This is a genomic window from Streptomyces sp. NRRL F-6676, assembly GCF_000725625.1.
GTDB lineage: Bacteria > Actinomycetota > Actinomycetes > Streptomycetales > Streptomycetaceae > Streptomyces.
In genome coordinates, this window is record NZ_JOHS01000053.1 from 22,019 (window position 1) to 46,952 (window position 24,934).

General features: G+C 73.1%; 19 protein-coding genes, 1 pseudogene and 1 riboswitch. Of the genes and pseudogenes, 18 read left to right on the forward strand and 2 right to left on the reverse strand.

Annotated elements, in window-relative coordinates; genetic code table 11:
* Positions 1-2: 2 nt before the first annotated feature.
* The 8 genes and pseudogenes from shc to IO29_RS26215 all read left to right on the forward strand — a co-directional run bounded on the left by shc (position 3) and on the right by IO29_RS26215 (position 9,313).
* Complete coding sequence (gene shc, locus IO29_RS26180; RefSeq protein WP_030382742.1) at positions 3-2,111, forward strand: squalene--hopene cyclase; 2,109 nt, start codon at positions 3-5, stop codon at positions 2,109-2,111.
* A complete protein-coding gene (locus tag IO29_RS26185) occupies positions 2,108-2,767 on the forward strand; it encodes a 5'-methylthioadenosine/S-adenosylhomocysteine nucleosidase family protein (RefSeq protein ID WP_030382741.1) in 660 nt (219 codons plus the stop codon). The genes shc and IO29_RS26185 overlap by 4 nt, the downstream gene beginning before the upstream one ends.
* 5 nt (positions 2,768-2,772) lie before the next feature.
* Positions 2,773-3,822 (forward strand): adenosyl-hopene transferase HpnH, encoded by a 1,050-nt coding sequence (gene hpnH / locus IO29_RS26190; RefSeq protein WP_030382740.1) that lies wholly within the window; start codon positions 2,773-2,775, stop codon positions 3,820-3,822.
* A 4-nt stretch (positions 3,823-3,826) separates the two neighbouring features.
* Positions 3,827-4,923: pseudogene (gene ispG, locus IO29_RS26195) on the forward strand (flavodoxin-dependent (E)-4-hydroxy-3-methylbut-2-enyl-diphosphate synthase).
* A gap of 28 nt (positions 4,924-4,951) precedes the next feature.
* Complete coding sequence (gene dxs / locus IO29_RS26200) at positions 4,952-6,895, forward strand: 1-deoxy-D-xylulose-5-phosphate synthase (RefSeq protein WP_030380265.1); 1,944 nt, start codon at positions 4,952-4,954, stop codon at positions 6,893-6,895.
* Positions 6,892-8,313, forward strand: a complete 1,422-nt coding sequence (locus tag IO29_RS26205) for an aspartate aminotransferase family protein (protein ID WP_030380264.1) — start codon at positions 6,892-6,894, stop codon at positions 8,311-8,313. The genes dxs and IO29_RS26205 overlap by 4 nt, the downstream gene beginning before the upstream one ends.
* Before the next feature lie 260 nt (positions 8,314-8,573).
* Positions 8,574-9,197 carry a helix-turn-helix domain-containing protein gene (locus tag IO29_RS26210; protein WP_030380263.1) on the forward strand — a complete coding sequence of 208 codons (624 nt, stop codon included), beginning with the start codon at positions 8,574-8,576 and terminating at the stop codon, positions 9,195-9,197.
* Entirely contained in the window at positions 9,194-9,313 is a 120-nt protein-coding gene (locus IO29_RS26215; protein ID WP_033226447.1) for a DUF6126 family protein, read from the forward strand. The genes IO29_RS26210 and IO29_RS26215 overlap by 4 nt, the downstream gene beginning before the upstream one ends.
* An 18-nt stretch (positions 9,314-9,331) precedes the next feature.
* Here IO29_RS26215 and IO29_RS26220 read toward each other — a convergent pair whose 3' ends face one another.
* Positions 9,332-10,129 (reverse strand): tyrosine-protein phosphatase, encoded by a 798-nt coding sequence (locus IO29_RS26220; protein ID WP_030380262.1) that lies wholly within the window; start codon positions 10,127-10,129, stop codon positions 9,332-9,334.
* Between the two features lie 478 nt (positions 10,130-10,607).
* Positions 10,608-10,770, forward strand: a riboswitch (cyclic di-AMP (ydaO/yuaA leader).
* A gap of 4 nt (positions 10,771-10,774) precedes the next feature.
* On the opposite strand from IO29_RS26220, the gene IO29_RS26225 reads away from it, so the two are divergent.
* The 4 genes from IO29_RS26225 to IO29_RS26240 all read left to right on the forward strand — a co-directional run bounded on the left by IO29_RS26225 (position 10,775) and on the right by IO29_RS26240 (position 15,401).
* Positions 10,775-11,713 carry a M23 family metallopeptidase gene (locus IO29_RS26225; RefSeq protein WP_030380261.1) on the forward strand — a complete coding sequence of 313 codons (939 nt, stop codon included), beginning with the start codon at positions 10,775-10,777 and terminating at the stop codon, positions 11,711-11,713.
* A gap of 222 nt (positions 11,714-11,935) precedes the next feature.
* Positions 11,936-12,721: an SGNH/GDSL hydrolase family protein gene (locus IO29_RS26230; protein WP_030380260.1), complete on the forward strand. Its 786-nt coding sequence runs from the start codon at positions 11,936-11,938 to the stop codon at positions 12,719-12,721.
* 296 nt (positions 12,722-13,017) lie between these two features.
* Positions 13,018-14,211 carry an MBL fold metallo-hydrolase gene (locus IO29_RS26235; RefSeq protein WP_030380259.1) on the forward strand — a complete coding sequence of 398 codons (1,194 nt, stop codon included), beginning with the start codon at positions 13,018-13,020 and terminating at the stop codon, positions 14,209-14,211.
* Between the two features lie 308 nt (positions 14,212-14,519).
* Positions 14,520-15,401 (forward strand): SGNH/GDSL hydrolase family protein, encoded by an 882-nt coding sequence (locus IO29_RS26240; protein ID WP_030994054.1) that lies wholly within the window; start codon positions 14,520-14,522, stop codon positions 15,399-15,401.
* A gap of 60 nt (positions 15,402-15,461) precedes the next feature.
* On the opposite strand, the gene IO29_RS26245 is transcribed toward IO29_RS26240, so the two are convergent.
* A complete protein-coding gene (locus tag IO29_RS26245) occupies positions 15,462-17,750 on the reverse strand; it encodes a SpoIIE family protein phosphatase (RefSeq protein WP_051707909.1) in 2,289 nt (762 codons plus the stop codon).
* A 621-nt stretch (positions 17,751-18,371) separates the two neighbouring features.
* Between IO29_RS26245 and IO29_RS40405 the strand changes: the two genes are divergently transcribed.
* From IO29_RS40405 to tdh, 6 genes are all read left to right on the forward strand, one after another.
* A complete protein-coding gene (locus tag IO29_RS40405; protein ID WP_234316392.1) occupies positions 18,372-21,689 on the forward strand; it encodes an ATP-binding protein in 3,318 nt (1,105 codons plus the stop codon).
* A gap of 62 nt (positions 21,690-21,751) precedes the next feature.
* On the forward strand, positions 21,752-22,186 hold the full coding sequence (locus IO29_RS26255; protein ID WP_030380255.1) for a roadblock/LC7 domain-containing protein: 435 nt from the start codon (positions 21,752-21,754) through the stop codon (positions 22,184-22,186).
* Entirely contained in the window at positions 22,183-22,560 is a 378-nt protein-coding gene (locus IO29_RS26260) for a DUF742 domain-containing protein (protein WP_030380254.1), read from the forward strand. Before IO29_RS26255 ends, IO29_RS26260 begins: the two co-directional genes overlap by 4 nt.
* Entirely contained in the window at positions 22,538-23,140 is a 603-nt protein-coding gene (locus IO29_RS26265; protein ID WP_030380253.1) for a GTP-binding protein, read from the forward strand. The genes IO29_RS26260 and IO29_RS26265 overlap by 23 nt, the downstream gene beginning before the upstream one ends.
* Positions 23,137-23,763 carry a GAF domain-containing protein gene (locus IO29_RS26270; RefSeq protein ID WP_051707908.1) on the forward strand — a complete coding sequence of 209 codons (627 nt, stop codon included), beginning with the start codon at positions 23,137-23,139 and terminating at the stop codon, positions 23,761-23,763. The genes IO29_RS26265 and IO29_RS26270 overlap by 4 nt, the downstream gene beginning before the upstream one ends.
* 128 nt (positions 23,764-23,891) lie before the next feature.
* The gene (gene tdh, locus IO29_RS26275; RefSeq protein WP_030380251.1) at positions 23,892-24,920 is read left to right on the forward strand and encodes an L-threonine 3-dehydrogenase; all 1,029 of its coding nucleotides are present in this window, start codon (positions 23,892-23,894) and stop codon (positions 24,918-24,920) included.
* The last annotated feature ends 14 nt before the right edge of the window (positions 24,921-24,934 follow it).

A 24,934-nucleotide genomic window follows, 5' to 3' on the forward strand; every position in this document is an offset into this window, starting at 1 on the left:
CCATGACAGCGACGACCGACGGAAGTACCGGGGCCCTCCCGCCCCGCGCTGCCTCGGCCAGCGAAAGCGCCATCGGCAACAACAGCACCATCAGCACCACCGGCAACATCAGCACCACCGGCGACATCGGGCCGGCCAGTACGACCGGCACCCCCAAGGCCCCCGTCGCGGCCGGCACCCGCGACGTCGCCACCCGCGCCATGCTGCGCGCCACCGACTTCCTGCTCGCCCGCCAGGACGCCCAGGGCTGGTGGAAGGGCGACCTGGAGACCAACGTCACCATGGACGCCGAGGATCTCCTGCTCCGCCAGTTCCTCGGTATCCGCGACGACCGCACCACGCAGGCCGCCGCCCTCTTCATCCGCGGCGAGCAGCGCGCGGACGGCACCTGGGCCACCTTCCACGGCGGCCCCGCCGAACTGTCCACCACCATCGAGGCCTACGTCGCCCTGCGGCTGGCCGGCGACGCCCCGGACGCCCCGCACATGGCGAAGGCCTCCGCCTGGGTCCGCGCACAGGGCGGCATCGCCGCGTCCCGCGTCTTCACCCGGATCTGGCTGGCCCTGTTCGGCTGGTGGAAATGGGAGGACCTGCCCGAACTTCCGCCCGAGCTCATTTACTTCCCTACTTGGTTCCCGCTCAACATTTATGACTTCGGCTGCTGGGCACGGCAGACGATCGTGCCCCTGACCATCGTCTCCGCCAAGCGCCCGGTGCGTCCGGCGCCCTTCCCGCTGGACGAGCTCCACGTCGACCCCGACCGCCCCAACCCGCCCCGCCCCTTCGCGCCCCTGGGCACCTGGGACGGCGTCTTCCAGCGCCTGGACAAGGCCCTGCACCGCTTCCGCAAGGTGGCACCGCGCCGGCTGCGCCGGGCCGCCATGAACAGTGCCGCCCGGTGGATCGTCGAACGGCAGGAGAACGACGGCTGCTGGGGCGGCATCCAGCCGCCCGCCGTCTACTCCGTCATCGCCCTCTACCTGCTCGGCTACGACCTCCAGCACCCCGTGATGCGCGCGGGCCTGGAATCGCTGGACCGTTTCGCCGTCTGGCGCGAGGACGGCGCCCGCATGATCGAGGCCTGCCAGTCCCCGGTCTGGGACACCTGTCTCGCCACCATCGCCCTCGCCGACGCCGGACTGCCCGCCGACCACCCGCAGTTGGTCAAGGCGGCCGACTGGATGCTCGGCGAGCAGATCGTGCGCCCCGGCGACTGGTCGGTGAAGCGCCCCGGACTGCCGCCCGGCGGCTGGGCGTTCGAGTTCCACAACGACAACTACCCCGACATCGACGACACCGCCGAGGTCGTCCTCGCCCTGCGCCGGGTCGGCCACCACGACCCCCAGCGGGTGGAGAAGGCGATCGGCCGCGGCGTCGTCTGGAACCTGGGGATGCAGTCGAAGAACGGCGCCTGGGGCGCCTTCGACGTCGACAACACCAGCAGGTTCCCCAACCGGCTGCCGTTCTGCGACTTCGGCGAGGTCATCGACCCGCCCTCCGCCGACGTCACCGCGCACGTGGTGGAGATGCTCGCCGTCGAGGGCCTCGCCCACGACCCGCGCACCCGCCGCGGCGTCGACTGGCTGCTCGCCGAACAGGAGGAGGACGGCTCCTGGTTCGGGCGCTGGGGCGTCAACTACATCTACGGCACCGGGTCGGTGGTGCCCGCGCTGACCGCCGCCGGACTGCCCGCCTCCCACCCCGCCATCCGCCGCGCGGTGGCCTGGCTGGAGTCCGTGCAGAACGACGACGGCGGCTGGGGCGAGGACCTGCGCTCCTACCACGAGGTCGCCAAGTGGAGCGGGCGCGGCGACTCCACCGCCTCCCAGACCGCCTGGGCCCTGATGGCGCTCCTCGCGGCCGGGGAGCAGGACTCCAAGGCCGTCGAGCGGGGCATCGCCTGGCTGGCCGCCACCCAGCGCGAGGACGGCTCCTGGGACGAACCCCAGTTCACCGGCACCGGCTTCCCCTGGGACTTCTCCATCAACTACCACCTCTACCGGCAGGTCTTCCCGCTGACCGCACTCGGCCGCTACGTCCACGGCGAGCCCTTCACCAAGCTCACCGGGCGCACGGGCGGCGCCCTCGCCGCCACCGAGGGGCGCGGATGACCACCCGGCCCGCTCCCACCCCGCTGCTCGTCGCCTGCGCGCTCGGCATCGAGCGCCTCGCGCTGCGCAGCGGCGGCGGGCGCGGCGCCGGCCGCCCCGGCGCCGGGAGCGGGCCGGTCACCGTACTGCGCACCGGCATGGGCCCCCAGGCCGCCGAACGCGCGGTCACCCGGATGCTCGCCGGCCCGGAGCTGCGCGACGCCGCCGTGGTGGCCACCGGGTTCTGCGCCGGGCTCGCCCCCGGCATGCACCCCGGCGACCTCGTCGTCGCGGAGGAGACCCGCGATCCACGCGGGGCCACCCCCTGCGTCGGCACCGAACTGCTGGTCAAGGAGCTGGTACGGGCGGTCCCCGGCCGTACCGTGCACACCGGCCCGCTCACCGGCTCCGACCACGTCGTGCGCGGCCACGAACGCGCCGACCTGCTCGCCACCGGCGCGATCGCGGTGGACATGGAGTCCGCCGCCACGCTCCACAGCGCCGTGCGTACGGGCGCGCGCCCGGTTGCGGCCGTCCGAGTGGTCGTGGACGCTCCAGAACATGAACTCGTCCGAATCGGCACGGTGCGCGGTGGAATATCTGCTTTCCGCGTTCTTCGTGCCGTACTTCCCGCATTTTTCGAATGGCACCGATCCTTGCTGCTCCCCCGGAGGTGAGCCCGATGGCCATGCCGTTGCGCCAGTCCATCAAGGTCGCTACGTATCTGGCTGAACAGAAGCTCCGCAAGCGGGAGAAGTTTCCGCTCATCGTGGAGCTGGAACCCCTCTATGCCTGCAATCTGAAGTGCGAGGGCTGCGGCAAGATCCAGCACCCGGCCGGGGTGCTCAAGCAGCGCATGCCGGTGGCCCAGGCCGTCGGCGCGGTGCTGGAGTCCGGCGCGCCGATGGTGTCGATCGCCGGCGGCGAACCGCTGATGCACCCCCAGATCGACGAGATCGTGCGTCAGCTGGTGGCGAAGCGGAAGTACGTCTTCCTGTGCACCAACGCCATGCTGCTGCGCAAGAAGATGGACAAGTTCACGCCCTCCCCCTACTTCGCGTTCACCGTGCACATCGACGGACTGCGCGAGCGCCACGACGAGTCGGTGGCCAAGGAGGGTGTGTTCGACGAGGCGGTGGAGGCCATCAAGGAGGCCAAGCGGCGCGGCTTCCGGGTCACCACCAACTCGACGTTCTTCAACACCGACACCCCGCAGACCATCATCGAGGTGCTCAACTACCTCAACGACGACCTCAAGGTCGACGAGATGATGATCTCGCCCGCCTACGCCTACGAGAAGGCGCCCGACCAGGACCACTTCCTGGGCGTGGAGCAGACCCGCGAGCTGTTCAAGAAGAGCTTCGCGGGCGGCAACCGCCGCAAGTGGCGGCTCAACCACTCGCCGCTGTTCCTCGACTTCCTCGAGGGCAAGGTCGACTTCCCGTGCACCGCCTGGGCGATCCCCAACTACTCGCTCTTCGGCTGGCAGCGCCCCTGCTACCTGATGGCGGACGGCTATGTGCCGACGTACCGGGAGCTGATCGAGAAGACCGACTGGGACAAGTACGGCCGCGGCAAGGACCCGCGCTGCGACAACTGCATGGCGCACTGCGGCTACGAGCCGACCGCCGTCATGGCCACCATGGGCTCGCTCAAGGAGTCCCTGCGCGCCATGCGGGAGACGGTCGCGGGCAACTCGGGGAACACCGCGAACGCGGGAAGCACCAGGTGAGGCCATGACCGCCGTTTCCCTGGGCGTCCCCGAAGTGCCCATGAGGCCGGTGGCGCCGCGGCGCGTGTCGCGGCAGATCCACGTCGGTCCCGTGGCGGTCGGGGGCGGTGCCCCGGTGTCGGTGCAGTCGATGACGACGACCCGTACGTCGGACATCGGTGCCACGCTGCAGCAGATCGCGGAGCTGACCGCGTCCGGCTGCCAGATCGTCCGTGTCGCCTGCCCCACGCAGGACGACGCGGACGCGCTGGCGACCATCGCGCGCAAGTCGCAGATCCCGGTCATCGCGGACATCCACTTCCAGCCCAAGTACGTGTTCGCCGCCATCGAGGCCGGGTGCGCGGCGGTCCGGGTCAACCCGGGCAACATCAAGCAGTTCGACGACAAGGTCAGGGAGATCGCCAGGGCGGCGAAGGACCACGGCACGCCGATCCGTATCGGTGTGAACGCGGGCTCCCTGGACCGGCGGCTGCTCCAGAAGTACGGCAGGGCGACGCCGGAGGCCCTCGTGGAGTCGGCGCTGTGGGAGGCGTCCCTCTTCGAGGAGCACGACTTCCGGGACATCAAGATCTCGGTCAAGCACAACGACCCGGTCGTGATGATCGAGGCCTACCGGTCCAGGGCACCATCAAGTCGGCCGTCGCCTTCGGCGCGCTGCTCTCCCAGGGCATCGGCGACACCATCCGGGTGTCGCTGTCCGCGCCGCCGGCCGAGGAGGTCAAGGTCGGCATCCAGATCCTTCAGTCGCTGGGGCTGCGGGAGCGCCGGCTGGAGATCGTCTCCTGCCCGTCCTGCGGCCGGGCCCAGGTCGACGTGTACAAGCTGGCCGAGGAGGTCACGGCGGGCCTCGAGGGAATGGAGGTGCCGCTGCGCGTCGCGGTCATGGGCTGCGTCGTCAACGGCCCCGGCGAGGCCCGGGAGGCCGACCTCGGGGTGGCCTCCGGCAACGGCAAGGGGCAGATCTTCGTCAAGGGCGAGGTCATCAAGACCGTCCCCGAGTCGAAGATCGTGGAGACCCTCATCGACGAGGCGATGAAGATCGCGGAGCAGATGGAGAAGGACGGCACCGGTTCGGGGGAGCCGGCCGTCACCGTGAGCTGAACAGCACGGACCGAGAGGGGGCCCGAGCGTGACCAAGCTGGAGAACATCCGGGGACCACGCGACCTGAAGGCGCTGTCCGAGGCGGAACTCGGCGAACTGTCCGAAGAGATACGGCAGTTCCTCATCCACGCCGTCGCCAGGACCGGCGGACACCTCGGGCCCAATCTGGGCGTGGTGGAACTGACCGTCGCGCTCCACCGGGTCTTCGAGTCGCCGGCCGACCGCATCCTGTGGGACACCGGCCACCAGAGCTACGTGCACAAGCTCCTGACCGGCCGTCAGGACTTCTCCAAACTGCGCGGCAAGGGCGGACTGTCCGGCTACCCCTCGCGCGAGGAGTCCGAGCACGACGTCATCGAGAACAGCCACGCCTCCACCGCGCTCGGCTGGGCCGACGGCCTCGCCAAGGCCCGCGAGGTGCGCGGCGAGGAGGGGCACGTCGTCGCCGTCATCGGCGACGGCGCGCTCACCGGCGGCATGGCCTGGGAGGCGCTGAACAACATCGCCGCCGCCAAGGACCGACCGCTGATCATCGTCGTCAACGACAACGAACGCTCCTACGCGCCCACCATCGGCGGCCTCGCCAACCACCTGGCCACCCTGCGCACCACCGACGGCTACGAGAAGGCGCTCGCCTGGGGCAAGGGCATGCTCCAGCGCACCCCCGTCGTCGGCAACACCGTCTACGAAGCCCTGCACGGCGCCAAGAAGGGGTTCAAGGACGCCTTCGCCCCGCAGGGCATGTTCGAGGACCTGGGCCTGAAGTACGTCGGCCCCATCGACGGACACGACATCGGGGCCGTCGAGTCCGCGCTGCGCCGCGCGAAACGCTTCCACGGCCCCGTCCTGGTCCACTGCCTCACGGAGAAGGGCCGCGGCTACGAACCCGCGCTCGCCCACGAGGAGGACCACTTCCACACCGTCGGCGTCATGGACCCGCTCACCTGCGCACCCCTCGCCCCGGCCGGGGGCCCCTCCTGGACCTCGGTGTTCGGCGAGGAGATCGCGGCCATCGGCGAGGAACGCGAGGACGTCGTCGCGATCACGGCCGCCATGCTGCACCCCGTGGGCCTGGGGAAGTTCGCCGAACGGTTCCCCGACCGGGTGTGGGACGTCGGCATCGCCGAACAGCACGCCGCCGTCAGCGCGGCCGGACTCGCCACCGGGGGACTGCACCCCGTCGTCGCCGTCTACGCCACCTTCCTCAACCGCGCCTTCGACCAGCTCCTGATGGACGTGGCCCTGCACCGCTGCGGGGTCACCTTCGTCCTGGACCGGGCCGGCGTCACCGGCGTCGACGGCCCCTCGCACAACGGCATGTGGGACATGTCGATGCTCCAGGTCGTCCCCGGACTGCGGATCGCCGCGCCGCGCGACGCCGACCAGCTCCGTGCCGAACTGCGCGAGGCCCTCGCCGTGGACGACGCGCCCACGCTGGTCCGCTTCCCCAAGGAGTCGGTCGGCCCCGCGATCCCGGCCCTGGAGCGGATCGGCGGGATGGACGTACTGCACCGGGCGGAGGCCCCCGAGGTACTCCTCGTCGCCGTCGGCGTCATGGCGCCCGTCTGCCTCCAGGCCGCCGAACTCCTCGAAGCGCGCGGCACCGGCTGCACCGTCGTCGACCCGCGCTGGGTCAAACCCGTCGACCCCGCCCTGCCCGGCCTCGCCGCCCGGCACCGCATGGTCGCCGTCGTCGAGGACAACAGCCGGGCCGCCGGAGTCGGTTCCGCCGTCGCGCTCGCCCTCGGCGACGCCGACGTGGACGTACCCGTACGCCGCTTCGGCATCCCGGAGCAGTTCCTCGCGCACGCCAAACGCGGCGAGGTGCTCGCCGACATCGGGCTGACCCCTGTCGAGATCGCCGGGCGGATCAGCGGATGCCTCACGGCGGGTCCCGAGGGCACCGCCGGCGCCCGGCCGGGGCAGCAGACCGAACCGCAAGCGAAGACGTCCGAGGAGAGCCACGTATGACCACCGCGGAATCCGCCCCGAGCCAGGAGGCCGCGAAGGGCGAGGAGTTCGACCTCGCGGGGCTGCTCGCCGCGCGCGGGGGCGAGCGCTACGACCTGCACGGCCGCTACGTCAACCACCAGCTGCCGCGCATGCTGCACACCATCGGCTTCGACAAGGTCTACGAACGGGCCGAGGGCGCCCACTTCTGGGACGCCGACGGCAACGACTACCTGGACATGCTCGCCGGGTTCGGCGTCATGGGCCTCGGCCGCCACCACCCGGTGGTCCGCAAGGCCCTGCACGACGTCCTCGACGCCGACCTCGCCGACCTGACCCGGTTCGACTGTCCGCCGCTGCCCGGACTGCTCGCCGAGAAGCTGCTCTCCCACAGCCCGCACCTGGACCGCGTCTTCTTCGGCAACAGCGGCACCGAGGCGGTCGAGACCGCGCTGAAGTTCGCCCGGTACGCCACCGGGCGGCGCCGCGTCCTGTACTGCGCCCACGCCTTCCACGGGCTGACCACCGGCTCCCTCTCCGTCAACGGCGAGGACGGCTTCCGTGACGGCTTCGCCCCGCTGCTCCCCGACACCGCGGTGCCGCTCGGCGACCTCGACGCGCTGGCCCGGGAGCTGAAGAAGGGCGACGTCGCCGCGCTCATCGTCGAACCGATCCAGGGCAAGGGCGTGCACGAGGCCCCGCCCGGCTATCTGCGCGCCGCGCAGGAGCTGCTCCACAAGCACAAGGCGCTGCTCATCGCCGACGAGGTGCAGACCGGGCTCGGCCGCACCGGCGACTTCTACGCCTACCAGCACGAGGACGGCGTCGAGCCGGACCTGGTGTGCGTGGCGAAGTCCCTGTCGGGCGGGTACGTGCCGGTGTCGGCGACGCTCGGCAAGGACTGGATCTTCAAGAAGGTCTACTCGTCCATGGACCGCGTGCTCGTCCACTCCGCCAGCTTCGGTGCCAACGCGCAGGCGATGGCGGCGGGTCTCGCGGTGCTGCACGTCATGGAGAACGAGCAGATCGTCGCGCACGCCCGGGCGATGGGGGAGCGGCTGAAGTCGGGGCTCGCGGCGCTGACGGAGCGGTACGAGCTGCTCTCCGAGGTGCGGGGGCGCGGGCTGATGATCGGCATCGAGTTCGGCCGGCCGAAGTCGCTGAAGCTGCGGAGCCGGTGGGCGATGCTACAGGCGGCGCGGAAGGGGTTGTTCGCGCAGATGGTGGTGGTGCCGTTGTTGCAGCGGCACCGGATCCTGACGCAGGTGTCGGGGGATCACCTGGAGGTGATCAAGCTGATTCCGCCGCTGGTGGTGGACGAGGCGGATGTCGACCGGTTCGTGGAGGCGTTCACCGCGGTGATGGACGACGCGCATGACGGGGGTCTCATGTGGGACTTCGGCAAGACACTGGTGAAGCAGGCGGTGGCGACGAGGTAGGGGGTCGCCCGGGAGGGTTTCCTCGCCCCCGCCGCCCCTACCCTTCCCGTCCCCCGGGGGCTCCCCGCGCCCCTATCAGGGGCGCGGGGAACTGCGCACAACGGGGCGAAGCCCCGTGCCGGGGTCCAAGGGGCGGAGCCCCTTTGAAGGGACGGGAAGGGTAGGGGCGGCGGGGGCGAGAAAACTGCGAGCAGGAGCCCTCCTTTGCCTCCCAGGCAAGAAAATTGCCCGCCGGGCAAAAGTCTGGCTCAATCGGGGGTATGAGCCCTTCCGATCCGTCGCCTCCGGCGGAGCCCGGCGCGGGTCTCCCCACCGTCGCCCCCCACCTCCGCGCCCTCCGCCACCGCACAGGGATGACCCTGGAGACCGCGGCCCGGGCCGCGAACCTCTCCCCGGCCCACCTCTCCCGCCTGGAGACCGGCCACCGTCACCCCTCCCTCCCCGTCCTCCTCACCCTCGCCCGCGTCTACGGTACGACCGTCTCCGAACTGCTCGGCGAGACGGTCACCGAACGCGACGCCGTCGTCCGCGCCGCCGACGCGGAACCGACCCGCGCCGGCGGCTGGACGTACTGGCAGGCCGGCGCCCCCGCCCGCGGCATGCAGGCCCTGCGTGTCCACGTCCCGCACGGCGCGCAGGGCGACATCGTCCGCGTCCACCCGGGCGAGGAGTGGCTGTACGTCCTGAAGGGCCGCCTCCGCCTCCGCCTCGGCGACACCGCGCACCTTCTCGACGCCGGGGACAGCGCGCACTTCGACTCGCTCACCCCGCACCGCCTCGCCGCCGCCGACCGGGCCGGCTGCGATCTGCTGTTCGTCCACACCCTCTTGCAGAGCCCCAGCACCGCGCTCTGCCTCGGCCCCCTCACCGGAGACACCCCATGAGCGACTTCGAGACCAAGTTCCCGCGTGCCCTGTGGGTCAGGCTGCTCGTGTACCTGGCCGTCGGGCATCTCTTCGCCGCGTTCATCTGGCTGCTGTTCGAGGTGGGCGCCAAGTAGCCGCTTGCGCGGAACACTTCAGCCCAGCAGGTGCTCGCGCAGCCGTGCGCGCACCTCGGGGGTGACCCCGAGCCCCCGCTCCAGATAGGCGTCCACCCCGCCCCAGGTCTCCTCGATCGCGGCGAACGCCGCCTGGAGGTACTCGGCCCGCGCGTCGAACAGCGGGGCGAGCAGCTCCATCACCTCGGGGGCGTACGCGTCCCCCGAGGAGGCGCTGCGCCGCACCTTGTACCGGCGGTGCTTCGCGTTGGACTCCAGATAGTCGGCGACGATCGCGTCCCGCTCCACGCCCAGCGCGAGCAGGGTCACGGCGATCGACAGGCCCGCCCGGTCCTTCCCCGCCGAACAGTGCATCAGCGCGGGCGCGCCGCCGTCGGCCAGCGCGCCCAGCACCCGCGCGTGCTCCGCCGTACGCCCGCGCACGATCGCCCGGTACGAGGTGAGCATGCGTTCCTCGGCGCGGCCGTCGGACAGCAGTTCCCGCAGCTGCTCCAGGTTCCCCTCGCGCACCATCCGCCAGAACTCCGCCCCGTCGGCCGGGTCGGACAGCGGCAGGCCGACATTGCGCACCCCCGGCAGTTCCACGTCCGGACCCTCCAGCCTGTGGTCCGCGGCGTTGCGGAAGTCGAAGACCGTGCGCAGGTTCAGGGAGGCGAGGAACACCGCGTCCTCGGCCGTCGCATGGGCGAGGTGGCCGCTGCGGAACAGCCTGCCGTACGCCACACGCCGGCCGTCCGCGGTCGGCAGCCCGCCCAGATCGCGGAAGTTGCGCACTCCGGCCAGCTCGGGTTCGGTCGACGGGACCTGCTGTGTCACGGGTGCTCCTCCCATCCGTCCGCCGACGCGGCTCGTCGGCGGGGCGCGTTCGCCGACGACGATACGGCACGGGTGCCCCGGCAACCGTGCTCCGTACACACATCTCACCCGCACCCCGTACCGTCGTGAATGCCGCGAAACGGACCACTCGATTATCCGGCCGATCCGCATCGATGCCTTTCTGTCCGAATTGACTCCTTCGCTCCAAGTGGCCCGGTAATGCGCCGCATCGACGAGCGGCGCGTGAGCAGGGTCATATTCGTGACGGGGCGTCGAACGTCATGTTCACGTAATTCACCTGTCGCGCCGGGGAATTCGGCGGGAACGGAAGATCGTCCATTCCTGTGCCGCGCTGTGAATTCTGTGAATCGATCAAGGGAAAGCGACGCCGGGGAAAGCCAAAGCTTGTGGTCGCGGCGCCATTTCGCTTACGTTCCCCAACGTTCCGAGCGGAACGCCGAATCCTGCCGCCGCCCGGAATCCGCACTCACCCACCCGTACTGGCAGGAGCGGGGGACCCACAGGTACATCGCCTGGGCCGGTCTTCCGGTACAGGCTCGGGGTAAAGCCGCGCACAGTTCGCGGCCGGGCATCTCCAGCTCGCACCCGACAGCTCACCTCGCAGGCGCCGGAGAGGAATTCGACATGCCCGCGAAGGGTAAGCACCGCCGTACCAAGGCCCGGTTCATCACCACGACCCTCGCCGCCGCCGGAACCGGAGGCGCCGCGCTCGCGCTGCCCCTCCTGAGCGCCACCGGCGCCCACGCCGCCACCCCGGCCGCCGCGCCCGAGCACAGCGCCACCTCCGTCGCCGCGAGCGCGCACGAGGACGCCGCGCGGACGTACACCGTGAAGTCCGGCGACTGGCTCGCCAAGATCGCCGGTGAGCAGCACGTCGCCGGCGGCTGGCACAAGCTCTACGACGACAACCGCGAGGCCGTCGGCAGCGACCCGTCGCTCATCCACCCCGGCCTGAAGCTCACGCTGGGCGCCAAGGCCCCCGCGCACGCCGGCAGCTCCTCCTCCTCGGACGAGTCCCCGGCCAAGAGCGGCTCCGCCGAGAAGTCCGCGCCCGCCGAGAAGTCCGCGACCGCGCAGAAGTCCGAGGCCGCCCAGGGTAGCCAGTCCGCCGCCGAGGGCGACTCCGCCGCCGCGAAGCCCGCCGCGAGCAGCGGCTCCGGCTACACGCTCCCGGTCCAGGGCGCCACCATCGGCACCGCCTACCACACCGCGGGCAGCATGTGGTCCAGCGGCTACCACACCGGCACCGACTTCGTCGTCCCGACCGGCACCAGCGTCAAGGCCATAGCCAACGCCACCGTCGTCTCCGCCGGCTGGGGCGGCGCGTACGGCAACCAGGTCGTCCTCAAGCTCGCCGACGGCTACTACGCCCAGTACGCCCACCTCTCGCAGCTCTCCGTCTCGGCCGGCCAGACCGTGACCGAGGGCCAGCAGCTCGGCCTCTCCGGTGCCACCGGCAACGTCACCGGGCCGCACCTGCACTTCGAGATCCGCACCACCCCGGACTACGGCTCGGACGTGGACCCGGTCGCCTACCTGCGCGCCCACGGCGTCACCGTCTGACGGCCCCGCCTCCCCGAAGGCCGGACCCCCCGATCCCCGGGGTCCGGCCTTCGGCCGTGTCCGGACCCCGCCCGCCGGCCGTGTCTTATTCCGCTGTTGACCAAGCCTTGACCCGTGGGGTATCTCACCGCACGTCAACCCCTCCCTACGGTCGCGTAGCTCACATCCCAGGAGGAAGGATGGGCCGACGTGGCAGACGATTCGAAGAGTGACAACAGATCAGTGATCGGGTCGTACGTGGCGGTGGGGGACAGCTTCACCGAGGGCGTCGGCGACCCCGGCCCGGACGGGGCCTTCGTCGGCTGGGCCGACCGCTTCGCGGTCCTCCTCGCCGACCGGCGGCCCGAGGGCGACTTCCGGTACACCAACCTCGCCGTACGCGGGAAGCTGCTCGACCAGATCGTCGAGGACCAGCTCCCGCGGGCCCTGGAGCTCGCCCCCGACCTGGTCTCCTTCTGTGCGGGCGGCAACGACATCATCCGGCCCGGCACCGATCCGGACGAGGTCGCCGAACGGTTCGAACGCGCGGTGGCCCGCCTCACCGGCACGGTCGGCACGGTGATGGTCACCACCGGCTTCGACACCCGCGGCGTCCCCGTGCTCAAGCATCTGCGCGGCAAGATCGCGACGTACAACGGGCACGTGCGGGCCATCGCCGACCGGTACGGCTGCCCCGTGCTCGACCTGTGGTCGCTGCGGACGGTGCAGGACCGGCGGGCCTGGGACACCGACCGGCTGCACCTCTCGCCCGAGGGCCACACCCGGGTCGCCCTGCGCGCCGGCCAGCTGCTCGGCCTGGACGTCCCGGCCGACCCCGACCAGCCCTGGCCGCCGCTGCCGCCGCGCGGCACGCTGGAGATCCGCCGCGACGACATCCACTGGGCGCGGGAGCATCTCGTGCCGTGGATAGGCCGCCGCCTGCGCGGCCAGTCCTCCGGAGACGAGGCGGTGGCCAAGGGTCCCCTGTCCCCCGAGGACATCAGGATGCGGATCGGGACGGCGGTCTGAGCGCGGGACGCCCAGTGGCTCGGGGCTTCAGCCGTCGGGCGACCGCGGGCGCGCTGTGCTCGCTCGCGCGGTTCCCCGCGCCTCTCGAAGGGGCGCGGGGCTGTGTCGATGTGCGGCTCCGCCGCGTGGGCGCAATCTTTTGGGGGTCCCGGGGGCGCAGCCCCCGGGGACGGGAAGGGCAGGGGCGGCGGGGGCGAGAACAATCCCCGCGCACCCGCCCTCCACGGGAACCCACAGCCGCCCCACAACCGTTGACGCGGAGAACGAACCGCCCCGCGTACACCACTGGAGACGCCGTGACCGGCCTACGTACCCCCACCCCCGGGCCGCGCCCGATACGGCCCCTTTCCTTCGGCGCGGATCCGACGGGCGAACGCCTGGCCCGCATCCGCCGCTCCCCCAACTTCTCGAACGGCGTCTTCGTCAACCCCGACGGCACCCGCACCCGCGAGTCCGGCGGCTCCGCCCTGGAGATGGCCAAGCAGTACTTCCAGAAGGAAGCCCGCGCCCGCCGCGCCCCCACCGGCACGATCCCCGTGCACGCCACGACCGTCGCCGACCTCGCCCGCCCCTCGAAGACCGGCCTCCGGCTCACCTGGACGGGCCACTCCAGCATCCTCGCCGAGATCGACGGCCACCGGGTGCTGTTCGACCCGGTGTGGGGCAAGCGCTGCTCGCCGTTCGACTTCGCCGGCCCCAAGCGGCTGCACCCCGTCCCGCTGCCTCTGGCCGCGCTCGGCCCGGTCGACGTCGTCGTCATCTCGCACGACCACTACGACCACCTCGACCTGCCCACGATCAAGGCCCTGGCCGGGACGGACACGCTCTTCGCGGTGCCGCTCGGCGTCGGCGCCCACCTGGAACGCTGGGGCGTCTCCCCGGACCGGCTGCGCGAGCTCGACTGGAACGAGTCGACGAAGGTCGGCGGCCTCACCCTGACCGCCACCCCCGCCCGCCACTTCTGCGGCCGGGGCATCCGCAACAGACAGCACACCCTGTGGGCGTCCTGGGCGGTCGCCGGCGAGAACCACCGGATCTATCACAGCGGTGACACCGGCTACTTCTTCGGCTTCAAGGACATCGGCACGGAACACGGCCCGTTCGACGCGACGATGATCCAGCTCGGCGCGTACAGCGACATGTGGCCGGACATCCACATGACCCCCGAGGAGGCCGTGCGCGCCCACCTCGATCTTCAGGGCGGCGCTCCGGGCGGAGTGCTGCTGCCGATCCACTGGGGCACGTTCAACCTGGCGCCCCACGCCTGGGCCGAGCCGGCCGAGTGGACGAGGGACGCCGCCGGGGAGGCGGGGCAGGCGGTGGCCTTCCCCCGGCCGGGCGAGCCCTTCGAGCCGGCGGGGGAGCTGCCGGTGGAGACGTGGTGGCGGGCGGTGTCCCGCCCGATCCCGCGCCCGTGGCGGCGTACCCGGACCGCTGAGGGCGCGGCCGGGACGACGAGGGAGGACCTCGACCTCGCGGGCGAGCGCTGACACCGGTCGGGACCCGGTCGGCGGGGCGGCCCGGGGCGGCGACGGGGACCGGAGGACGGGCCGGCGACGGCGACGGGGACGGAGGGCGGGCCGGTGACGGCGACGGGGACGGAGGACGGACCGGCGTCGCCGCTCGTACTCGTAGCCATCTCGGCCTCGCCGTACGGGAGTTGGGATCTTTTGGTGCGGGCGGGGAGTGAACCGGAAGGGGACCCTCACCGTCTGGACGGACGACATGCCCGTGCGCGACGCCGCGCGCGGGGCAGGCCGGCGTTCCGTCCGGCCCCGCTCCGTCTCAAGGGGACCACATGGTTCATCTCCGTCCGCTCCCGAACGCCCGCGCAGGGGTGGCCGCGCTCGCCGTCACCGCGGCCGCGGCCGCGCTGCTGACCTGCGGGGCCGCCCCGGCCTCGGCGGCCGGCGACTTACCGCAGGGAGAGTACGAGCACTATGTCGCGCTCGGTGACTCCTACGCCGCCGGCACCGGCCTGGCCGAACAGACGGACGCCGACTGCGAACGCGGCAAGGGCAGTTACCCCTGGTTGCTGGCCGACACGTTCAAGCCGGAGGTGTTCAAGGACGTCACGTGCAGCGGGGCCACCACCCACTCGCTGCGCGACAGTGACGGCCCGGCCGCACCCCAGCTCGACGCCCTCACTCAGGACACCGACCTGGTGACCGTGACGCTCGGCGGCAACGACCTCGGCTTCACCGACGTACTCGTCAAGTGCGTGCTGGCCGGGCTCGGCACCCGGGAGGGGGCTCCCTGCCGCGACACGGTCTCCGGTGACGTGGATGCCGCCTTCACCGAGCTGGCCGACCGGCTGCCCGAGATGGTCGCGGACATCGAGCAGCGCAGCCCCGAGGCCCGTGTCGTCGTGGTCGGTTACCCCAACCCGTTCCCCGCCGAGGGGAGCGGCTGCGGCTCGTCCGTGCCGCTGGCCAAGGGGGACGTCACCTGGCTCCACCAGACCACCGACCGGCTGAACTCCCTGCTGGAGGCGTCGGCCGTCGACAAGCACGCCGACTTCGTCGACACGTCGAAGGCGTTCGAGGGCAAGGACATGTGCGGGCCCGCGTCCACGCGGTGGATCAACCCGCTGCTGCCGGTGACGTCCGGCTCCGCCCACCCCAACGCGGCCGGCCACCTGGCGACCGCCGCCGCGGTGCGCGAGCGGATCGAGAAGTAGCCGTCGCGCCCCGTCACCGCCCGCGGCGGCGGTGACGGGAGTGCCGTCCACGGGCGGTGGTCAGCCGGCCTCCGGCGGCCCCGGCAGGTCCTGCTCCGTCCAGATGCACTTGCCGTCGGGCAGGAAGCGGGTGCCCCAGCGGCGGGAGAGGGCGGCCACCAGATGCAGGCCGCGGCCGCCCTCGTCGGTCTGGCCGACGCGGCGGATGCGGGGTGTGGTGAGGCTGCCGTCGTAGACCTCGCAGATCAGTGACCGGCTGCGCATCAGACGGAGCCGGATCGGCCCCCGGGCGTGCCGTACGACGTTGCCGATCAGCTCGCTGACCAGCAGCTCCGTGCTCATCACCAGGTCGTCCAGGCCCCATACGTCGAGCTGGCTGCGCACGTACTCCCGGGCCTGGCCGGCCGCCCGGGGGTCCTCGGGGAGGCTGCACGAGGCGACGTTGCCGGTGGGCGTGCAGCGGGTGTGGGCGATCAGCAGGGCCGCGTCGTCGTTGATGCCGGCGTGGTCCGGCAGGAGCGTCGAGACGACGAGGTCGCACAGTTCGTCCAGCCGGTCGGCGGTGCCCGCTCCCGGGGGCCCGGCCTCCCGCAGGGCGAAGTACCCCGTGCGGGCCACCGCCGAGGCCAGGGTCTGGCGCAGCAGCGCCATCCCCTGGTCGGCGTCCCGGTCCGGGGACTCGACCAGCCCGTCGGTGCAGAACACCAGCAGGCTCTCGTCCGGCAGCCGCAGCTCGTGCACGTCGAACGGCGGGTCGGCGGCGCCCAGCGGCGGGTCGATGTCGACGTCGGGGGAGTGGACCGTGCCGTCGGGATGGACCAGCACCGGCGGCAGATGACCGGCGAGCGCGTACGAGCAGATCCGGGTGACCGGGTCGAACACCGCGTACAGACAGGTCGCGTAGTAGTCGTAGCCGAGGTCGCCGACGATCTCGCTGAGGTGGGTCAGCAGCTCGTCCGGGTCCATGTCCAGGTCGGCCAGGGTGCGCACGGCCGTGCGCAGCCGGCCCATGGTGGCGGCCTCGGTGATGCCGTGTCCCATGACGTCGCCGATCACCATGGCGACCCGGTCGCCGGAGAGCGGGATGACGTCGTACCAGTCCCCGCCCACCTCGTCGCCCCGGCCGGCCGGCAGATACCGCGCCGCCGCCGAGACCGCGGGCAGTGACGGCAGCGTACGGGGGAGCAGGCCGCGCTGGAGGCCCTGTGCGCGGGTGTGCTCGACGTCGAACAGCCGGGCCCGCTCCAGCGCCTGGGCGACCAGGCCGCTGAGCGCGGTGAGCAGGGTGCGGTCGTCCTCGCTGAAGGTGCGCGGTTCGGAGAAGGAGATGACGAAGGAGCCGGTGGCCCGGCCGGACACGATCAGCGGCAGAAAGGCCCAGGCCTTGGACGGCGAGTTGTCCGACAGGTACTCCAGCTTCGGGTACAGCCCCACGAACTCGGCGGCCGATCCGACGAACAGGGGTGTGCGGTCGCGGAGCACGTCGGCGACGGCCATGTGGTCGGCGAGCGGGATGCCGTCGATCCGGTCCAGGAACCGCTGGTCGTACCCCACGGAGTCCACGACGCGGATCCGGCCGGCCTCCAGGGTCTCCACGACCAGTCCGTCGGCGCCGACGGGAGGCAGTACGTGTTCGGCGACGGCCCGTACGACGTCCTTGGAGGTGACGGCCTCGGCGAGGGCCAGGGTCAGTTCGGACATGCGTGCGGCACGCTCGCCGGCCGGTTCGCCGGGGGCGTGGCCGGCCTCCCGCAGGCGGCGCTCGGTGACGTCGACGAAGGAGATGCCGAGGCCGCCGTCCGGGACGGGGACCAGACGGAGGAGGTACAGGCGTCCGCCGATCGGGTGGGTGAGGTCGAAGCCGATCGGCCGGCCCTCGGCGGCGGCGCGGCGGCACTGGCCCTCCAGGCCGGGCACACCGAGCGCGGCCACGTCCCAGAGGCTGGTGCCCGGCCGGACCCGCTCGGCGCCCAGGATGCGGACGGCCTCCCGGTTGGCGAAGGAGATCCGCCAGGCGTCGTCGAGGGCGAGGAAGCCTTCGCTCATGTCGGAGAGGGCGTGGAGGACGGTGTGGCGGGGGGTGTGGTGGGGAGTGGCTTCAGGAGCGGGGGTCTCTGGGGGAGCGGCGTGGGGGGCGAGGCTCTCCGGGGGAGTGGCCTGGGCGGGGGTGCCGGTGCCGGTGCGGGCGTCGTGTTCCTCCGCCGGGGCGCCGGGGACGCCGTAGCGGCCGGGGCCGCCGCGGCCGTCGGCTCCGGCCGGGCGGTCGACTTCCCCGGGGCGGCCGGGGCCGTCCGGCTCGCCGGCCGGGTGCCCGTGTCCGGCACCGCCGGCGGCACCCTCAGCCGCCACGTCGCCTCCCGCTTGCCTCGCGCGTCGGGCCGCGGCCGGGGCCGCGCGGTGGCGTCCCGGACGCCCCGGGCCCGGAGGCCAGGGGCCGTGCCACCGCTGGACCCGTGGGGCCCGCTGCTGTCAACAGTAGTTCCTGACGCCTTTCCGGGCCGATCGGGGACGCGGCGGGCCCACGGCCGGGGCGGACACGCCCCGTGACGTCGGAGGGAGACGACGGGGTGGGCCGCCGGGACCCCGCAGGATCCCCGGGGACCGGCCGGCGGGGCACGAGAGCGGGCCGGCGGCGAGAGGCCGGGGCTCGGCCCCGCCCCACCCGTCGCCCACTCGTGACCGGTTCTGACCAGCTCTGATCGGTTCACCCGATCGAGGGACCATGCGTTCGAGACGGTTATCGGTCTGTCGTACGACGCCTCATACCAGAGCGGGATGCTCCCCGGAGGACTTTGCCAACTGCCCACCACGCACGACTTCACCCCGACTACTGTGAGTGGCCGCCGGACGGCGCGGGACCGCATTTCGCGGGCCTCCCGGCCGGCACAGCGAGGGCGCACGTCCACGTCGCGCCGACCGCGGGAGCCCCGTGTTCCCGAGGCCCCCAGGCCCCCAGGTACGAGGACACCGATGTCTCACCTACGCGCACCGGCCGCCCGTGCGGACCGCCGTGAGGGCGGGCGGCACGGGCGACCGGCCCCCCGCACCGCCTCCACCCCGGCCGAGACGCCCCTGCGGCCGCAGCTGCTGCGGCTGGCGGTGCTGCCCCCCGTCGCGGTGGCGCTCGCCGGCTGCGCCGCCGTGCTCTTCACCGTCCGCTCCACCGGCACGCTGCCCACGCCGACGCTGTGGGGTGTGCTCGCCGGCGCGCTCGGGGTGGCCGTCGCGGGTGTGCTGACCGCGGCGGTGGCCGCGGGCCGCGCGGCGGACTCCGTCAAGGAGCGGGTGGACACGCTGCGGCGCACGGCCACCCGCGGCGAGGCCGAGCTGCGCGCCCTCGTCGAGGCGCTGCGGCGCGGCGAGACCGTGCCGAAGCGGGGCGGGCGGGGGCGGCCCGCGGCCGACACCTCCGGGGCCGACGACTTCGAGCTCCTCGCCGCCGACCTCGCCCGGGCGCGCGACGGGGCGGTCGCGGCGGTCGTGCGGGCCGCGCAGCTCTCCAGCCGGGCCGGCATCGAGCAGAAGCTCGAGGTCTTCCTCAACCTGGCCCGGCGGTTGCAGTCCCTCGTCCACCGGGAGATCTCCACCCTGGACGAGCTGGAGAACGAGATCGAGGACCCCGACCTCCTCAAGGGCCTCTTCCACGTCGACCACCTCTCCACCCGGATCCGCCGCCACGCGGAGAATCTGGCGGTGCTCGGCGGCGCGGTCTCCCGCCGGCAGTGGAGCAACCCGGTGGAGATGACCGAGGTGCTGCGCTCGGCCATCGCGGAGGTCGAGCAGTACTCGCGGGTGCGGCTGGTGCCGCCGGTCGACGGCCGGCTGCGCGGGCACGCCGTCGCCGACGTCATCCATCTGCTGGCCGAACTCGTCGAGAACGCGACGGTGTTCTCCGCGCCGCACACCCAGGTGCTGCTCCGCGCCAACCTGGTCACCGCCGGGCTCGCGGTCGAGGTCGAGGACCGGGGCCTGGGCATGCCGCTCGCCGAGCAGCACCGGATGAACGCGCTGCTCGCCGACCCCGACCAGGTGAACGTCGCCAGCCTGTTGCAGGACGGCCGGATCGGCCTGTACGTCGTCTCCCAACTGGCCCGCAGGCACGGCATCCAGGTGCGTCTGGGCACCAACATCTACGGCGGCGTCCAGGCGGTCCTGGTCCTGCCCGCGGAGGTGCTGGGCGCACCTCGGCCGGAGCTGTCGCCGACGGCGCAGCCGGCGGCACCGGCGGTGGGCGGGGCGCCCGGCTCCGTCGAGGCCGGGGACTCGGGTGGGGCGCCGTCGCCCGACGGGATGCCCGCGCCGGGCGGGGCGTCCGGCCGGGTGCCGGGTGCGGCGCGTCCGGAGGGCTGGGCGGGCCAGGGGTCCACGGAGCCGACGCATCCGGGGGAACCGGCGCCGACGGCGGCTCCGCCGGCCGGACGGCGGGCCGTGGAACCGGACGGTCCGGACGCCGGCGTGCCCGGCGTCGGCGGGACCCCGCCGGGACCCGGAGCCGTCGGTACGGGGGCACCCGCACCGGGCACCCCGGACGAGGGGCCGCCCGTCGACGCATCCGGCTCGGGCGGACGCGGGATGCCGGCGCCGTCCGCGTTCCGCCCCGACGCCCCCGGCTTCGGCGCCCCGGAGCCGGGCGTGACCGGGAGCCACGGATCCGCCCCCGGCGCGACACCCATGGGCGCCGGTGCCGACGTGTCCCACGCCGGGCCCGGCACTCCGCTCGGGGCGGCGCCGCCGCTGCCCGTGCGGGGGCAGCGCGCCGCGCGGCCGAACCCCGCCGACGCGCAGCCCGGCATCGGCGCCGGGCACCGACGGCTGCTCGCGGAGAACACGGTGCTGCCCACCCCCCGCGTCGGCCCCGTCCGCGGCACCATGGGCAAGCCGAAACTGCCCCGCCGCCGTGCCCAGGAGCACCTCGCACCCCAGCTCCGCGGCGGCCCCGTACCCGGGCCCCGCGAGGACACCGGGGAGTACGCCGAGCACGACCCCGGCCTGATGGCCGCGTTCCAACGCGGCATCGGCCTCGCCGAGGCCCAAGCGCCATCCACGGAGCCGTCGGAGCCGCTGGAGCCGCCGCGTCCGGCCGAGCCGCCCCGCCCGACGCCCGGCGGACCCGCCGAGCCCTCGCACCCGGCGTCCGCCCTGCCGGCCGAACCGCCACATCAGGCTCCTCCCGCGCCGGGCGAGCCGTTCGACCTGGCGTCCGGTGGGCTCGTCGAGTCGTCGCGTCCGGCGCCCGCCCTGCCGGCCGAGCCGCCACATCAGGCTCCTCCCGCGCCGGGCGAGCCGTTCGACCTGGCGTCCGGTGGGCTCGTCGAGTCGTCGCGTCCGGCGTCCGCCGTGCCGGGTGAGTCGTCGCGCCAGGCTCCTCCCGAGTGGAGCGAGCCGTCCCGTCGGGCGGTCGGTGGGTCGGCTGAGCCGCTCCGCCCGGCGTCCGGCGGACCTGCCGAGTTGTCGCGTCCTGCGTCCGCCGCGCTGGGTGAGCCGTTGCCCCAGGCCCCCACGGGGGCAGGCGAGTCGTTCCACCCGGCGTCCGGCGGACCTGCCGAGTTGTCGCGTCCTGCGTCCGCCGCGCTGGGTGAGCCGTTGCCCCAGGTCCCCACCGGGTCAGGCGAGCCGTTCTACCCGGTGCTCGGCGGATCTGCCGAGTCGTCGCGTCCCGTGTCCGCCGCGCCGGGCGAGCCGTTGCACCAGATCCCCACCGGGTCAGGCGAGCCGTTCTACCCGGCGTCCGGCGGACTCGTCGAGCCGTCGCGTCCCGCGTCCGCCGCGCTGGGTGAGTCGTCGCGCCAGGCTCCTCCCGAGTGGAGCGAGCCGTCCCGTCGGGCGGTCGGTGGGTCGGCTGAGCCGCTCCGCCCGGCGGTCGGCGGACTCGCCGGGCCGTCGCGTCCGGCCTCCGCCCTGCCGGGCGAGCTGCCACGCCAGGCGCCCACGGGGTCGGGTGAGCCGCCACGCCAGGCGCCCACGGGGTCGGGCGAGCCGTTCCACCTGGTGGTCGGTGGGCCGGTCGAGCCGCTCCGCCCGGCGGTCGGCGGACTCGTCGAGCCCTCGCCTCCCGCTTCCGCCCTGCCGGGCGAGCCGTCGCACCCGGCCCCCACCCTTCACCCGGTCGGCGTGCCCGCGGAGCCGCACCGCCCGGCGTCCGGCGCGCCGGACGAACCGTCGCACGCGGCCCCCGCTCCGGCTGCCGAGCCGCATGGCTCCGTCGGCACCGGTGGCGACGCCATAGCCGGCGGGCGAGCCGCTTCCGAGGGCGCCGGGTGGCGTGACGGGAGTGCTTCCGCCGGGTGAGCAGGACGTCTCGCAGCAACCCCACTACCCCCACCCCCCGTACACCAAGGAGTCGATCCACCATGGCGAGTGAAGCGCCGACCGGGCACGCGTCCGACCTCGACTGGCTGATGAGCGGTCTCGTGCAGCGCGTGCCGCACACCAGGAGCGCGGTGCTGCTCTCCTGCGACGGGCTGGTCAAGTCCGTCCACGGGCTGGAGAAGGACAGCGCCGACCACATGGCCGCACTCGCCTCCGGGCTGTACTCGCTCGGCCGCAGCGCCGGCGTCCGGTTCGGGGGCGGCGGCGACGTCCGCCAGGTCGTCGTCGAACTCGACTCCTCGCTGCTGTTCGTCTCCACCGCCGGCTCCGGCACCTGCCTCGCCGTCCTCGCCGACCGCGAGGCCGACGCCGCCGTGCTCGGCTACGAGATGGCGATGCTGGTCAAGAGCGTCCGCCCGTACCTGGTCACCGCGCCCCGGCAGCCCGCCGGCCGGCCCCCGGCGCTCAGGCCTTGAGCGCGGCCACCGCCGGCGACGGACCCTGGCTCGACGACGCGGCCGGCCGGCTGGTCCGCCCCTACCAGGTCAGCAACGGGCGGACCCGGCCGACCGCCGCGTTCGACCTGCTCACCCAGGTGAGAGCCACCGGGGCCACCCCCCTAGGCCACCTCGCCCCCGAGTACGCCCAGGCGCTCGACCTCTGCCGGGGCCCGGTCTCCGTCGCCGAGGTCGCCGGACAGCTCCGGCTGCCGGTCGCGGTCGCCAAGGTGCTGCTGTCCGACCTCGTCGACAGCGGGGCGCTCACCACCAGGCCCCCGGCCTACCACCACAACCCCACGGACCGGTCCCTTCTGGAGGCAGTGCTCGATGGACTACGACGACAGCTCTGACCCCTTCCCCACCGCCCTGAAGATCCTCGTGGCGGGCGGATTCGGAGTCGGCAAGACCACCTTCGTGGGCGCGGTCAGCGAGATCGCGCCGCTCAGCACGGAGGAACTCCTCACCACGGTCAGCGCCGCCACCGACAACCTCGACGGCATCGAGAACAAAGTCGAGACGACCGTGGCGATGGACTTCGGCCGGATCACCCTCGACCCGCGCCACGTCCTCTACCTGTTCGGCACACCCGGCCAGGAACGGTTCTGGTTCATGTGGGACGAACTGTCCGAGGGCGCCCTCGGCGCGGTGATCCTCGCCGACACCCGCCGGCTCCAGGAGTGCTTCGCCGCCGTCGACTTCTTCGAGGAACGCGGCCTCGGCTTCATCGTCGCGATCAACGAGTTCGACGGCGCCCACCGCTACGACCCCGAGGAGGTGCGCGCCGCCCTCGACCTCGACCGCCGCGTCCCCGTCGTCCGCTGCGACGCCCGCATCTCCAGCTCCGGCGTGCAGACCCTGCTCGCCCTCGTCACCCATCTCCTCGCCCACACCCCGGCCGCCCCGGCGCCGCACCACGGAGCCCGCACATGAGCCCCCGCCGACTGCTGCTGACGCCCCAGGACGAGGACGCCCCCGCCCGCGTACGACGGCTGCGCGCCCTCGGCCTCGCCCTCGGCCCGCAGGAGTGCGCCGACCCCGCCCTGGACGCCTTCGCGGACCGGCTCGCCCAGGTGCTGGCGGCGCCGTACGCGATGGTCAACTTCGTCGGTGAGCAACGGCAGTTCCTCGCCGGACTGCACACCCCGGGCGGCCTCCCGCTGCCCGCGGCCACCGGCGCGGACGGCACCGGACGGGCCCGGCTGCTCGCCCGCGACCACGGCTTCTGCCCACACGTCGTGGTCCGCCGCCGGGCGCTCGCCCTGGAGGACGTCCGCGACTACCCCCGCTTCGCCGGCAACCCGATCGTCGACGAGACCGGCGTCCACGCCTACCTCGGCGCCCCGCTGCCCGACCCCTCCGGCATCGCGCTCGGCACGGTCTGCGTCGCCGACGTCATCCCGCGCCGCTGGGGCCGGGAGGGGCTGGAGACCATCAAGGGGCTCGCCGCGGAGCTGACCGAACGGCTCGTGGGGCGCGAGGGGCACGAGAGCCGTGAGGCGCCCGGGACGGACGAGGACGGCGGCCGGCGCGACCCCCACCGCGACAGCGCGTGAAGGAAAGCTGCGGGCGCGCTTAAGAAAGTCTCGATGGACCGCCGGCCCGGCCGTACGGCAGATTCCTTCCGGGATCTCCCCACCGGGGGACCGAGCCGTAGAGCCGTCGAACCACAGGAGCCGTACGCGTGAAAGCGCTGGTCAAGCAGAAGGCGGAGCCCGGTCTGTGGCTCCGGGACGTACCCGAACCGACCATCGGCCCCGGTGATGTACTGATCAAGGTGCTGCGCACCGGGATCTGCGGCACCGATCTGCACATCCGCTCCTGGGACGGGTGGGCGCGGCAGACCATCACCACCCCGCTGGTGCTCGGGCACGAGTTCGTCGGCGAGGTCGTCGACACCGGCCGCGACGTCACCGAGATCAAGGCGGGCGACCGGGTCAGCGGCGAGGGCCACCTGGTGTGCGGCACGTGCCGCAACTGCCTGGCCGGGCGCCGCCACCTGTGCCGGGCCACCGTCGGCCTCGGCGTCGGGCGCGACGGCGCGTTCGCCGAGTACGTCGCCCTGCCCGCGTCCAACGTGTGGGTGCACCGCGTTCCCGTCGATCTCGACGTGGCCGCCATCTTCGACCCGTTCGGCAACGCCGTGCACACCGCGCTGTCCTTCCCGCTGGTCGGCGAGGACGTGCTGATCACCGGCGCCGGACCCATCGGCCTGATGGCCGCCGCCGTGGCCCGGCACGCCGGCGCCCGCCATGTCGTCGTCACCGACGTGAGCGAGGAGCGCCTCGAGCTGGCCCGCAAGATCGGCGTCAGCCTGGCCCTCGACGTCTCCGCCGCCACGATCGCCGACGGACAGCGCGAGCTGGGGCTGCGCGAGGGCTTCGACGTCGGCCTGGAGATGTCCGGCCGCCCCGAGGCACTGCGCGACATGATCGCCAACATGACGCACGGCGGCCGGATCGCCATGCTCGGCCTGCCCGCCGAGGAGTTCCCCGTCGACTTCGCCCGGATCGTCACGTCGATGCTCACCCTCAAGGGCATCTACGGCCGGGAGATGTTCGAGACCTGGTACGCGATGTCCGTCCTGCTGGAGGGCGGTCTCGACCTCGCCCCCGTCATCACCGGCCGGTACGGCTACGCCGAGTACGAGGCCGCGTTCGCCGACGCCGCGAGCGGCCGGGGCGGCAAGGTCATCCTCGACTGGACCGCGTGAGCCACCCTCCTCTC